Annotated in this window: 11 protein-coding genes; 4 read left to right on the forward strand and 7 right to left on the reverse strand. The window is 62.2% G+C overall.

Going from position 1 to position 12,390, the window contains the following annotated elements:
* Positions 1-40: 40 nt before the first annotated feature.
* The gene (locus ACJ2A4_RS06280; RefSeq protein ID WP_408874054.1) at positions 41-1,120 is read right to left on the reverse strand and encodes a glycosyltransferase family 4 protein; all 1,080 of its coding nucleotides are present in this window, start codon (positions 1,118-1,120) and stop codon (positions 41-43) included.
* A 41-nt stretch (positions 1,121-1,161) separates the two neighbouring features.
* On the opposite strand from ACJ2A4_RS06280, the gene ACJ2A4_RS06285 reads away from it, so the two are divergent.
* Both ACJ2A4_RS06285 and ACJ2A4_RS06290 read left to right on the forward strand, forming a co-directional pair.
* Positions 1,162-2,184, forward strand: coding sequence for an NAD(P)/FAD-dependent oxidoreductase (locus ACJ2A4_RS06285; protein ID WP_408874055.1), 1,023 nt, complete (start codon positions 1,162-1,164; stop codon positions 2,182-2,184).
* A gap of 90 nt (positions 2,185-2,274) precedes the next feature.
* Entirely contained in the window at positions 2,275-3,531 is a 1,257-nt protein-coding gene (locus ACJ2A4_RS06290; protein ID WP_408872168.1) for a D-amino acid dehydrogenase, read from the forward strand.
* A 23-nt stretch (positions 3,532-3,554) separates the two neighbouring features.
* On the opposite strand, the gene ACJ2A4_RS06295 is transcribed toward ACJ2A4_RS06290, so the two are convergent.
* From ACJ2A4_RS06295 to typA, 3 genes are all read right to left on the reverse strand, one after another.
* Positions 3,555-5,666 (reverse strand): hypothetical protein, encoded by a 2,112-nt coding sequence (locus tag ACJ2A4_RS06295; RefSeq protein ID WP_408872169.1) that lies wholly within the window; start codon positions 5,664-5,666, stop codon positions 3,555-3,557.
* A gap of 168 nt (positions 5,667-5,834) precedes the next feature.
* Positions 5,835-6,176 (reverse strand): hypothetical protein, encoded by a 342-nt coding sequence (locus tag ACJ2A4_RS06300; RefSeq protein WP_408872170.1) that lies wholly within the window; start codon positions 6,174-6,176, stop codon positions 5,835-5,837.
* A gap of 208 nt (positions 6,177-6,384) precedes the next feature.
* Complete coding sequence (gene typA, locus ACJ2A4_RS06305; protein WP_194259669.1) at positions 6,385-8,205, reverse strand: translational GTPase TypA; 1,821 nt, start codon at positions 8,203-8,205, stop codon at positions 6,385-6,387.
* Between the two features lie 169 nt (positions 8,206-8,374).
* Here typA and queF point away from each other — a divergent pair, with 169 nt between their 5' ends.
* Both queF and ACJ2A4_RS06315 read left to right on the forward strand, forming a co-directional pair.
* The gene (gene queF, locus ACJ2A4_RS06310; RefSeq protein ID WP_011252213.1) at positions 8,375-8,863 is read left to right on the forward strand and encodes a preQ(1) synthase; all 489 of its coding nucleotides are present in this window, start codon (positions 8,375-8,377) and stop codon (positions 8,861-8,863) included.
* A gap of 8 nt (positions 8,864-8,871) precedes the next feature.
* Positions 8,872-9,684 carry an aminoglycoside N(3)-acetyltransferase gene (locus tag ACJ2A4_RS06315; RefSeq protein ID WP_408872171.1) on the forward strand — a complete coding sequence of 271 codons (813 nt, stop codon included), beginning with the start codon at positions 8,872-8,874 and terminating at the stop codon, positions 9,682-9,684.
* Here ACJ2A4_RS06315 and ACJ2A4_RS06320 read toward each other — a convergent pair.
* The 3 genes from ACJ2A4_RS06320 to ACJ2A4_RS06330 all read right to left on the reverse strand — a co-directional run bounded on the left by ACJ2A4_RS06320 (position 9,681) and on the right by ACJ2A4_RS06330 (position 12,387).
* Positions 9,681-10,157: a flavin reductase family protein gene (locus ACJ2A4_RS06320; protein ID WP_408872172.1), complete on the reverse strand. Its 477-nt coding sequence runs from the start codon at positions 10,155-10,157 to the stop codon at positions 9,681-9,683. The two genes, ACJ2A4_RS06315 and ACJ2A4_RS06320, sit on opposite strands and share 4 nt — an antisense overlap.
* A 43-nt stretch (positions 10,158-10,200) precedes the next feature.
* Positions 10,201-11,466, reverse strand: coding sequence for an outer membrane beta-barrel protein (locus ACJ2A4_RS06325; protein WP_408872173.1), 1,266 nt, complete (start codon positions 11,464-11,466; stop codon positions 10,201-10,203).
* Positions 11,467-11,547: 81 nt separating this feature from the next.
* On the reverse strand, positions 11,548-12,387 hold the full coding sequence (locus tag ACJ2A4_RS06330; protein ID WP_408872174.1) for an aldo/keto reductase: 840 nt from the start codon (positions 12,385-12,387) through the stop codon (positions 11,548-11,550).
* Between the last annotated feature and the right edge of the window lie 3 nt (positions 12,388-12,390).

Below are 12,390 nucleotides of genomic sequence, written 5' to 3' on the forward strand. Positions count from 1 at the left end.
CCGGAGCCAGCAAGCACGTTTGGGGAACATCCGTGCCCGCTCAGCCGGATGTGTGCTGAAGAAGCGCTTTCCACCGCGCCATGACAAAGTCTTCCTGAAACTCCGCCGCCCTCTGCCGCGCCTTGGCTGACATGCGCTGGCGCTGTTCAGGGGCACCCATCAATTCCAGCAGGGCAATGGCCAGAGCTTCGGGCTCTTCGGGCGGAACCAGAAACCCCGTCTCGCCATCGCGGACGATTTCCGCCGGCCCGGTCTCACAGTCGAAGGCCACGACCGGCACGCCCGCCGACATGGCTTCGAGCAGCACCATTGGCAGGCCCTCATAACGCGATGATGCCACGAACAGCGCGGCGCGGGCATAATCGGCATCAATGCCTCCGGTTGCGGGCGCAATCGTCACATGATGCAACCCCTTGGCCTGCTGAAGCAGGGCATCGCGATCGGGGCCATCGCCGCGGATCAGCAGTTCCCAGCCCGCACTCCGCGGGTCCTGCTCCACGATCTGCCAGGCCCGGAGCAACAGGTCGTAGCCCTTCTGCTCGGTCAGGCGTCCCGCAGCCAGAACCAGACGGGACGCTTCGGGATAAGGGCTGTCCGTCACGGAGGGCGCCATGTTCGGAATGGCGGTCAGACGCGCCCGGACCTTCGTCCCCTCACGCCACAGAACCGTGTCCCGTTGCGTCAGGACAACGACATCGTCGGCCCAGCGCGCGGCGATCTGCCGTCCCCAGACACGCTTGCGGCGGTTCAGCGTCACGTTGAAATTGAAATGCTCCCACACGATGCAGCGCACGCCCGCAAGCCGGGCCGCCGCAACGCCATAAAGCGCATGGGTGGACTCCACGACTACCAGCGTGTCGATTTTCTCCCGCTTCAGCAGACGCGACAGCCGCCAGACGATGCGGAACCAGGAATTGAAGATCTTCACCGGCCGGTCGAACAGGGACGAGACAGGGATTTCAGGCGACAGCGGAAAGGCCGGAGCCCCAGCCCCGACCAGTTCCACCAGACGCACGCCACAGCCCTGACGCACCAGCCCGTTCATGACGGCGCAGGCCGAGCGTTCAGTGCCGCCGAGGCCTTTGAGGTCCTGAATTACAAACGCATATCGTGCCTTCAATGCCCTACCCCAACCTCTTCAAACCGATTATGAAACAGGTCATGACGACTGCACCTCAAACCCTCAACACCGATGTCGCGATTGTCGGCGCCGGTCCGACCGCCCTCTTCGCCGCATTCGAATGTGGCATGCTCAAGCTGTCCTGCGTCCTGATCGACGCGCTCGACAGCGTAGGCGGACAATGTGCGGCGCTCTACCCGGAAAAACCGATCTACGACATCCCGGCCCATCCCGCCATCGAAGGCGGCGCGCTGATCGAGGCGCTCGAACAGCAGATCGCACCGTTCGACGTGCCGCGCCTGCTGGGCTCGCGGGTCGAGACGCTGGAAGGCCAGCGCGGGGCGTTCACGCTGAAGACCGCACGCGGCGACGTCATCACCGCGAAAGCCGTCATCATCGCCGCCGGTGCCGGTGCCTTCGGGCCAAACCGTCCGCCGCTCGACGGGCTTGAAGCCTATGAGCGCACGGGAGCCGTGCAGTATTACGTCAAAAAACGTGCCGATTTTGCAGACAAGCGCGTCGTGGTCGCAGGAGGTGGCGATTCCGCGCTGGACTGGGCTCTCTCCCTCTCCGAAGTGGCCGCCCAGGTCTATCTGCTGCATCGCCGGGACCGTTTCCGTGGCGCGCCTGAAACGCTGTCGCGCATCGAACAGCAGATTGCCGCCGGCAAGATCGAGAAGGTCGTGCCCTATCAACTCCATGCCCTGCACGGCACGGATGGTGTGCTCTCGACCGTGGAAGTCACGACGCTTGAAGGCACGTCCCGGTATATCGAGGCCGATGCGCTTCTGCCGTTCTATGGCCTGTCCACCGATCTGGGGCCGATTGCGCTCTGGGGGCTGGACACGCATCGCAACACCGTCCCCGTCACCCCGGCCACGCTCGAGAGCAGCACGCCGGGCATTTTCGCGATCGGGGATGTGGCGACCTATCCGGGCAAGCTAAAGCTCATCCTTCAGGGCTTCTCCGAAGGCGCCATGGCGGCTCATGCCATCCATGCCATCGTCCATCCCGACACAGCCCTACATTTCGAATATTCGACCAGCAAGGGTGTTCCAGGCTGACGGAGCGGGGCAGACAGATTTTTTCGCAGCGCTGAGCTGGCTTTCATGGCTTCAGGGCGGTTTCACGAACGACAACACAGCAGGACAGATATGAAAGTCATCGTTATGGGCGCCGGCGTCATTGGCGTGACAACGGCCTGGTATCTCGCTCAGGAAGGCCACGAAGTCGAAGTCATCGACCGCCAGCCGGGTGTGGGTCTGGAAACATCCTTTGCCAATGCGGGTCAGGTCTCTCCGGGCTATTCCACCCCCTGGGCCATGCCGGGACTGCCGTTCAAGGCCGCGAAATGGATGTTCGAGAAGCACAGCCCGCTCGTGATCCGTCCGCGCTTTGACACGGCCATGTTCCGCTTCATGGGCGAGCTGCTCATGAACTGCACGGAAAAGGCCTATGACATCAACAAGGGCCGGATGTTGCGGATCGCGGAATATGCCCGCGACCGTCTGGACACGCTCCGTGCGGACACCGGCATCACCTATGATGGCGCCCAGAAGGGCCTGATCCAGCTGTTCCGCACCGACAGCCAGATCGAATACGCGGCCGAAGACATGCGCCTGCTGGCTGAAAGCGGCGTCGAGCACAAGCTGCTGACCGTGGACGAGATCCTGGCCCGCGAACCCGGCCTCGCCCATGCACGGCATCTGCTCAAGGGCGGCCTGCTGCTGCCGGGTGACCAGACGGGCGATGCGCATCTCTTCACGCGCCGTCTGGCCAAGATGGCCGAGGACAAGGGCGTGAAGTTCCATCTCGGCGTCAATATCGAGGCTCTGGAAGCTGCCAGCGATGCCATCGTCAGTATCCGCACCAGCGCCGGCCGCATGACCGCCGACCGCTATGTTCTGGCACTCGGCAGCTACTCCCCGCGCTTCCTCAAGCCTCTGGAACTGCGTCTGCCGATCTATCCGGTCAAGGGTTACTCCCTGACCATGCCGATCACGGACGAAAGCCGCGCCCCTGTCTCGACGGTCAATGACGAGACGTACAAGGTCGCCATCACGCGCCTTGGCGACCGCATCCGCATCGGCGGCACGGCGGAGCTGAATGGCTTCAACCTGCGCCTCAGCCCCGACCGTCGCGAAACCCTGGAGCTGTCCTTCAGCGAGATGTATGGCGGCGGCGACCTGTCGTCTGCGAAATACTGGACGGGCCTGCGTCCCTGCACGCCGGACGGCACGCCGATCGTCGGCCCCTCCCCGCGCTACGGCAATCTGTGGCTCAACACCGGTCATGGCACGCTGGGCTGGACGATGGCGGCAGGCTCCGGCCAGATCGTCGCAGACCAGATCTCCAGCCGCCAGACGGCCATTCCGTCCCTCGACCTGTCGCTGGACCGCTACGGCGTCTGAGACACGCTCCCGTCCGTCAGCTCTCACGGACGGGAGAAAAACGCCCGGACATCCTGCATCGAGACAGTTCCGTCCCGGCGCAGGAGTTCGTCCTTGCCGCCCACATGATGCGGCATGACCATCAGCGGCGTACCCTCATCCATGAATCCGATCCGCAGATTACTCCAGCGCGGCGCCACGAACCGCCGGAAAGACTGGGCGAGCGCGCACTGGTCAATGCACCAGTTCGTCGGATTGGCCGGGTCATAGGCGACCTGAAGATAATCATGCAGGAACGCCGCGATCTCCGGCAGCCTGTCAGCCTCCCCGAACCATGAAATCCCTGCACCAAAACCCCAGGGCTCGCCAAAAGTCTGGCGCCCTTCATGGTTGTAGGCATAAAGCCGGAAGCCATAATCAGCGGTGTTCCTGAGATCATCAAACAGCGTCAGGAAATCATCCGGGAAATAGCCGTTACAATCGGCGGTGATGACCGGACAGGCATAGCGCCGCACCACTTCGGGCAGCATCAGATAGCGGATCGCCGTATAGGTCGCGGCATCGCGCCATGTCAGGCGGCCATGAGCCAGGGTAACATCGAGGCCGAAATCCTGTTGCGAGACGGCGTCGATCAGCTCACGCATGAACGCAAGCTGCTCCGGTGTAGGGCTGTCGATCCCCAGACACAGCCGGATCCGGAAGGACGGATCCGGGCGGGTCGCACAAAGCTTCAGCAGTGACAGCAGCAGCTTGGGCAGGAAACGGAAATACCCGGCGTCGCATCCGAAAACGAGACACAGCGCGGGGGGCGGGCCATCCGGAGCGGTGCTGGATTCCCAATGCCATGCCCCCATTCCCAGACGGTCTGCAACAGGTGCCGGTACTCCATGACGCGCAGCACCCCCCAGCCATGTAAACACGCCGCAATTGTAATGGATCGGCATGAGTCCAGTCCGGATGGCGAGGATTTTTGCCGCCGCATAATGCTGATCCGCGGCATCTGTATCCCCTGCGAGCCAGAACTGATGCCCTTTGCACAACGCGTTCCAGTAACTGTCACCATTGAAGCGCCGGTCCAGCAGTAGCAGGGCCTCCCGGGAGTCCGTCGCCAGATGCACGGAAGTATCCTCAAAGCGGTGGCCGTAAGCCTGCCGGATGTCCTGCCCATCCTTTTCCGAAAGCGGCATGGGCATCAGAACCCGGTCGAACAGCTCGTCAAAAGGCGGGAGATGAAGGTGACGCAGTCTGTCCGGCAAAAGGAAAAGGGTATTTTCACCATGTCTCAGCCGGGCGTCGAGATCCTGTGTCCGCTGCAGGACATTGCTGTTGGGGAAGCGCCTGAGCAAAGCATCGCGCAGCAGGTCGGCGGCCTGCTGGTGACGGCCGCAGCGCATTGCGAGAATGGCTGAGAAATACAGCATGTCCGGACCGTCATCGGCCCGACGCGCCAGCTCCAGCGCACGCTCCGCCAGTGCCAGCTCGCCACAGTCCACACAGATCAGCACCAGATAACGCAGACGGGCCAGATCTTCGGGATAGAGGGTAACCTTGAAGGCTTCAGCCTGAAGACCCGAATAGGAATCCCGGATGCGGATTGCAGGCTCGGGATCTCCGCGCCGTACAACACGCTGCACCTCTTCCAGAAGAGCCTGCAGCGCAGGAACTGGACACGGATCGAGTTCTACAGAACCCCCCTGCCCGTCCGACACAAGACCAGACCCGTCTTCGCGTGGCTGGATATCGAGGCGTTTCAGTGGAACGGACAGTTCCCCGGCCCGCAACTCGAGGTCCTGTATCACGGGTCGCACGCACACAAAGTCCGGACCTGCAACATGCCAGGGGCGTGAGATCAGCCGTTGCAGTGCAGGAAGACACGCCATCGGCAGGGCGACAAACTGCTCCCATGCCTGAATCTGCGATGCAGTTCCAAATCTGTAATCCGGGGCTGCGGTCAGGAAGAGAGACCCAGCACGCAAAGCATAGACAGGCCGGGCAAGCGAGGGCTCAACCGGCACGATATCGAACAACCCATCATCCGCAGCGGGTGAAACGGGATCTGCTCTTCCCGCAATCACATCGGATAGGGAAGCCAGGTACAGCGCCAGTCCGCGCCGTGCGATAATGGAGCCGTGCCAGCTCAGAAGACAGGATGTCATGCCATCAGCGTAGTGAGAGCCATCAATGCACGCAAATAATTGCATCGTGACGTCACGGGCCACCAGCCAGAGCGCATAAGATCAGCGGCTGCACAAAAAAAATGGGGCCTGCGTGAGCAGACCCCGTTCCGTATTCCGTAGCTCTGCGAGAGAGCTGCGGGCCGGTCCTCAGTTGGAAGGAGCGGCGTCGGACGTCGTGGCATCCGTCGGAGCGGACGTCTTCTTGTGGTGCTTGTGGTGGTGCTTCTTGCCGTGATGCTTCTTCGTGCTCGTGCCCGTAGCATCCGACTCAGCGGAAGGAGCAGCCGGAGCAGCTTCGGAAGGCGTTGCCGTTGCAGGAGCCGTAGCAGCAGGAGCTTCAGCCGGCGGAACAGCAGCGGCCGTCGTGGCAGGGTCGGCGAATGCCGGAGCAGCCGTCAGGGCCAGGGCGGAGACGGCGGCGATCAGGGAACGGTTGAAAAGACGCATCTGGAAACGAAGCTCCAAAACAGAATAGAGACGAGCCAGCATTCAGTGATCCTGAAGTGACCTTGAGGCTGAAGATACCATTCCCGCTTTGCCGGGTCGCGCATTAACTTTATGAAATTTCAGTCTCTTGTCCGTGTCTTGCGAAAACGCGCCTCAATTCAGACAAACTCTATTGCACGACCATAAAAAAGGCGTGCCCGGAAGATCCGGGACACGCCTTTTTTCTAACCGCTATCCTCGGGAGGACGGATCAGGCCTCGCGGGACTTGGAGGCACGCTTGCGCTCGTGCGGATCCAGGTAACGCTTGCGGATCCGGATGGCAGACGGCGTGACTTCGACCAGCTCATCGTCCTCGATGTAAGCGATGGCCTGCTCGAGGCTCATGCGGCGCGGCGGCGTCAGAAGCAGGGCTTCGTCCTTGCCGGAAGCGCGCATGTTGGTCAGCTTCTTTTCGCGGACCGCGTTGACGTCCAGATCATTCTCGCGCGAGTGCTCGCCGAGGATCATGCCTGTGTAGATCTTCTCGCCGGCATCGACGAACATCGTGCCGCGATCCTGCAGGGAGAACAGCGCATACTGCGTCGTCGTGCCGTCTTCAGCGGAGATCAGCGAACCGTTGCGACGGCCTTCGATCGGGCCGACATACGGCAGGTAGCCGTGGAACAGACGGTTCATGAGGCCCGTACCGCGCGTGTCGGTCAGGAACTCGCCGTGATAGCCGATCAGGCCGCGCGACGGGATCAGGAACGTCAGACGGACCTTCCCGCCACCGGAAGGACGCATGTCCTGCATGACGCCCTTACGCAGGGACATCTTCTCGACGACGACGCCGGAATACGGCTCGTCCACGTCCACCAGGACTTCTTCGAACGGCTCTTCACGCTCGCCGGTCTCTTCGTTTTCACGGAACAGAACGCGCGGACGGCCGATCGTCAGCTCGAAGCCTTCGCGACGCATCGTCTCGATGAGAACGCCAAGCTGAAGTTCGCCACGGCCGGCAACTTCGAACGCTTCGCTTTCCGGGCTTTCCGTCACCTTGATGGCCACGTTGCCTTCGGTTTCCTTGAAGAGACGGTCACGGATCTGGCGCGACGTCACCTTCTTGCCTTCACGACCGCCCAGCGGGCCATCGTTGATGCGGAAGGTCATGGACAGGGTCGGCGGATCGACCGGACGCGACGGCAGGGGTGCCTCGACGGACGGATCAGCGATCGTGTCAGGGATCGTGGCTTCGGACAAACCGGCCACGGCCACGATGTCACCGGCTTCGGCTTCATCCACGGGCACGCGGTCCAGGCCACGGAAGGAGAGCAGCTTCGTCAGACGGCCGGTCTCGACAACCGTGCCATCCGGACGCAGCACGCGCACCGGCATGTTCACCTTTGCACGGCCCTGATCGATACGACCCGTCAGGATGCGGCCCAGGAAGTTGTCGCTCTCGAGAATGGTGGAGACCATTCCGAACGGCGCGTCCTTGTCCACGTTCGGCGTCGGCACATGGCGCAGCACCAGGTCGAACAGCGGGGCCAGATCCTTCTTCGGTCCGTCCAGCTCCAGATCGGCCCAGCCCTGACGGCCCGAAGCGTAGAGCATCGGGAAGTCGAGCTGGAACTCGTCGGCGCCGAGGGAGGCGAACAGATCGAAGATTTCTTCGTGCACTTCGTCCGGACGGGCGTCGGAACGGTCGATCTTGTTGACGACGACGATCGGACGGATGCCACGGGCCAGCGCCTTGCCAAGCACGAACTTGGTCTGCGGCAGCGCGCCTTCAGCGGCATCGACGAGGATGATCGCGCCATCCACCATGCTCAGGATACGCTCGACCTCACCACCGAAATCGGCGTGGCCCGGGGTATCGATGATGTTGATGCGCGTGTCTTTCCAGACAACGGACGTGCACTTGGCGAGAATGGTGATGCCACGCTCGCGCTCGAGGTCGTTGCTGTCCATCGCGCGGTCGGCAACGTGCTGGTTGTCGCGGAAAGAACCGGACTGTTTGAGAAGCGCGTCAACCAGCGTGGTTTTGCCATGATCGACGTGCGCGATGATGGCGATATTACGGAGTTCCATGTGGTCTTCCAGACGGGAGGCATCGAAGAGAGGATTTGCGCCGTCTTCTGCACCGAATCCCGCCAATATGCAAACTCTGTCACTGTCTTTTCGTCTTGAGGATGCCTTGAGCCTGCGGGAAAGCTGGGCCACATCACACAAAACACGGCCCCTTTGAGGAATTCAGATCATGTCCGACCATCACCCGACCGGCCCGTCCGCACCCGGCACCGACGCCCTCAGCCAGCTCGGCCGCGCCACCACCACGCCGCAGAGTCCCGAGGAAGCCGTCCTCGAGCGCGTCCCTTCCCCGCATCAGGGCCGGCAGTATGTCGTGCGCTTCACGGCACCAGAGTTCACCTCGCTCTGCCCGGTCACGGGACAGCCGGATTTCGCGCATATCGTCATCGACTATATCCCCGGCGAATGGATCGTAGAGAGCAAGTCCCTCAAGCTCTTCCTGACCAGCTTTCGCAATCATGGCGCGTTCCACGAGGACTGCTCCATCGCCATCGCCGAACGTCTGGTCGCCCTGCTTGACCCTCAATGGCTGCGCATTGGCGCCTACTGGTATCCGCGTGGCGGTATTCCGATCGACGTGTTCTGGCAGACGGGTGAGCCGCCGAAGGGCGTGTGGATTCCCGCGCAGGACGTCCCCGGCTATCGCGGCCGCGGCTGAACCAGTCCATGACCGAAGCCGCCGCCATCGCCCGCTCCAGCGGTCCCGTCACACAGGCACGACTTGTGGTGGACTTCCAGCGTCTCGGGATCACGCCCGGCATGACGCTGCTGGTCCATGCGTCGCTGAGCCGGATCGGATGGGTCTGCGGCGGGGCGCCAGCAGTAATTTCGGCTCTGCTTCAGGCGGTCGGACCGGAAGGCACGATTGTCATGCCCGCGCAGTCTTCCGAACTGAGCGATCCGTCAGGCTGGTGCGATCCGCCGGTCCCGGAAAGCTGGTGGGAGACGATCCGTGCCACCATGCCGCCCTATGATCCACGCCTGACACCGACGCGCGGTGTTGGGCAGATCGCCGAAATTTTCAGGACATGGCCCGGTGTGCAGCGCAGCCTGCACCCGCAGGTCTCGTTCAGTGCATTCGGACCACAGGCAGCGGATATTCTGGCGCGTCAGCCGATGGAAGATCCGTTCGGTGCACAGTCCCCCCTTGCCGCCCTGTCAGACAGGGATGCGCAGGTGCTGATGATCGGAACGGGATGGGAAACCTGCACGGCGCTGCATCTGGCCGAGCGGCTTGCCCAGCCGGACGGCCCGACCTTTCAGGACGGAACCTGCATCACCGTAGAAGGAGAGCGCCGGTGGGTCCGGCTGTGTCTGCCCGTGACGGACATAGAGCGTTTCCAGCCTTTCGGCGCCACGCTGGATGGCAATGCCCTGCTCCGGCACGGTCATGTCGGCTCGGCGCCCTCACGCCTCTTCCCGCTTGCACCGGCCATCCGGATGGCCACGGAGCGCTGGACGGGAAGCGAAGCGGCTTAAAGGCTGATCCCGAGCTGCCCCTGGAAATACAGCAGGGGCGCGCGGTTTTCGTCGAGTTCCAGCGCAACGGGCCGCGCCATGAAAAGGGCATGGGTCCCGCCCTGGAATGTCTCGACCAGTTCACAGTGCATCTTCACGAGTGAATCCCGCACAAAGGCCGTGCCATCCGCCGCGCGTTCGATCACGTCCGAACCGAACTTGTCAGCCGTACGGCTGGCAAACAGCATCGCCACGTCCTTGTGGTCATTGCCCAGAATACTGAGGCCGAACACCCCTGCTTCTGCAATCGCACGATAGGTCGCGCTGGCTCGGTTGAGACAGATCAGCAGCAGAAGCGGATCAAGGGAGACGGAGGTCAGGGCGCTGATGGTCGCGCCCTGCTCGCCTTCGCTGCCTTTGGCCGTCACCACGGCCACACCCGTGGCGAAGTGGGACATGGCCTTGCGGAAATCGGTTTCGTTCGGAGTCGTCATGAAGACTTCCTTGCCATAATCCGCAGGCCAGCGCACCTCCCCTTCAGAACCCCAGCGTCATGTCCGCGCCAAACAGGATACGCCCCATGTGATGCTGGTCATCGAACGGACGCGTGCTGTTGAGCGAGCGGTCAAAGCGCAGTTCCGGCCGGAACTGGAGCAGCTTGACGTGATGCCCCACATCCGGCCGCCAGACCGTATTGAGCGTCAGGGCACCATACGTCGTGGCAGGCGCGGATTCCGAGCGCGTCGGATTGCCGAGCATGGCCTGCGCATAGCCTTCATTCTCCGCAAAACTCGCCACGAAACTGCCGGTGTTGTCCCGGTACAGCTCGGCCCGTGCATTGACCGTCAGGTTGGGATGGATGTGCCACCCGCCCCAGACGACCGCGCTCCACGTATCGGCGCGCAGTCCTTCGTCGTGAAGCTGGTTCAGCTCCGCCGTGACGCTCCATTTCTTCGAAAACGTCCAAGTCCCGTTCAGGTCATTCCAGTACCGCATGGCACCATTGGCCCGCGGCCCAAGCGAGCGCACGGCATTTTCCGGCCCGACCCGTAGCAGATAGGTGAAGGACAGATGCCCGTCTGCCAGATTGTTACCCGTCACGCCGATATAGCCGGCGGGACGGCCATTATTGTCGCCGCGCCCAAAAGACGTCTGGTTGCCGGTATCCGCGCCGAACTGGAGGTCGAAATGATCGTCCAGATGAAGCTGGAACATGCCGCCCACATGCTCGAATGGCGTGGAATATTCGGTCGTATAGGCCAGCGTATAGAAAGCGCGGGTCGAGGGATCGAGCGTTTCCACCCCCATGGGGGAGGTGAGAATACCGATCTGCCCGTCCAGCCCTTTGGCCGTGAACCAGGGCATGTGGATCGCGACATTGGCGAAGACCGGCATGGCCTGATAGCGGCCATTGATCCAGCGGTCTGAAACACCGGCAATCGTATAGCTGCGGGCATCGGAGCCATAGAGCATCCGCAGGTTCATCCCCAGCCCATACCCGCCGCCGATCGGATCGACCGGTTTGGTGAGCGTGAAGGTCAGCTGGTTCAGCGTCGCCTGATCGGCATAAGGCGAAAGGAGCTGGCCGAAATTGAGGTTGCTGGCGGGATGGCTGGAACTGCCCATCACGCCGCCTTCAATCTGCGCGCCGAAGGAGACGTCGGAAAACCACTGATCCGTCCAGGCCTTACCCTGCCCGGAGGTCGTCTGCTCCCCCACGGTCTGGGCACTGGCAGCGGAGCCTCCGAGCCCTGCAAGAACTGCCAGTATTGCCCCAAAACCCAGACTGAAACGCTGCCTCATGCCATCCACCTTCCGGTTGCATGAAGCAGCCCATAGCACAGGCCCGGTTTTTTACTTAATGTTGCTAACCGGGAATATTTCTCAGAATTTGGCCGTATTCGGGTCAGCGCCCATCCGGCCATCCTTGCGGTCCATTTCCCCGATCCCCTGCATGTCGTCCCTGTCCAGCACAAAGCCGAACACGTCCAGATTTTCCGCCAGACGCTTCGGATTGACCGATTTGGGAATGACGATCAGCCCGTTCTGCAGATGCCAGCGGATCACGACCTGTGCCGGAGTCCGGCTGTGCTTTTCAGCGATCTTCCCGATCCGTTCGTCAGTGAGGACACGCCCCTTCCCCAGCGGACGCCAGGACTCGGTGCGGATATTGTGCTGCTCATGAAATTCGCGCAGGGCGCGCTGCTGGAAATCGGGATGCAGTTCGATCTGGTTGACGACCGGCACAACCCCCGTCGCGTCCATGATCCGCTCCAGATGTTCCGGCTCAAAGTTGGAGACGCCAATGGACTTCACCCGGCCCGACTTTTTCAGCTCGACCAGTGCCTTCCATGTCTCGACATACTGCCCCTGAGCCGGCATCGGCCAGTGGATCAGATACAGGTCCAGCACCGGACGACGCAGCAGGCGGGCGCTTTCCTCATAGGCACGCATGGTCCTGTCATAGCCCTGCTCGTCATTCCACAGCTTGGTTGTGAGAAAGACGTCCGGATGGTCTTTCAGCCCCTCACCGACGCCTGCCTCATTCTTGTAAAGCCGCGCCGTATCGACGGAACGATAACCGAGCTTCACGGCTTCCTTCACGACCCTGGCGGTCTCATCCGGCGGCGTTTCCCAGACTCCCAGCCCGATCTGGGGCATGGTGTGACCGTCATGAAAGGAAATCACCGTCTGGGCGTCGGCGGACGGAACCTGTGAGGACATGTC

Source organism: Gluconobacter roseus, assembly GCF_046058915.1.
In the GTDB taxonomy this organism is placed as follows: Bacteria; Pseudomonadota; Alphaproteobacteria; order Acetobacterales; family Acetobacteraceae; genus Gluconobacter; species Gluconobacter roseus_A.

Coding starts and splice junctions, on each gene's coding strand:
- ACJ2A4_RS06285 (WP_408874055.1), top strand. CDS start 1,162: ATGACGACTGCACCTCAAACCCTCAACACCGATGTCGCGATTGTCGGC.
- ACJ2A4_RS06290 (WP_408872168.1), top strand. CDS start 2,275: ATGAAAGTCATCGTTATGGGCGCCGGCGTCATTGGCGTGACAACGGCC.
- ACJ2A4_RS06295 (WP_408872169.1), bottom strand. CDS start 5,666: ATGACATCCTGTCTTCTGAGCTGGCACGGCTCCATTATCGCACGGCGC.
- ACJ2A4_RS06300 (WP_408872170.1), bottom strand. CDS start 6,176: ATGCTGGCTCGTCTCTATTCTGTTTTGGAGCTTCGTTTCCAGATGCGT.
- typA (WP_194259669.1), bottom strand. CDS start 8,205: ATGGAACTCCGTAATATCGCCATCATCGCGCACGTCGATCATGGCAAA.
- queF (WP_011252213.1), top strand. CDS start 8,375: ATGTCCGACCATCACCCGACCGGCCCGTCCGCACCCGGCACCGACGCC.
- ACJ2A4_RS06315 (WP_408872171.1), top strand. CDS start 8,872: ATGACCGAAGCCGCCGCCATCGCCCGCTCCAGCGGTCCCGTCACACAG.
- ACJ2A4_RS06320 (WP_408872172.1), bottom strand. CDS start 10,157: ATGACGACTCCGAACGAAACCGATTTCCGCAAGGCCATGTCCCACTTC.
- ACJ2A4_RS06325 (WP_408872173.1), bottom strand. CDS start 11,466: ATGAGGCAGCGTTTCAGTCTGGGTTTTGGGGCAATACTGGCAGTTCTT.
- ACJ2A4_RS06330 (WP_408872174.1), bottom strand. CDS start 12,387: ATGTCCTCACAGGTTCCGTCCGCCGACGCCCAGACGGTGATTTCCTTT.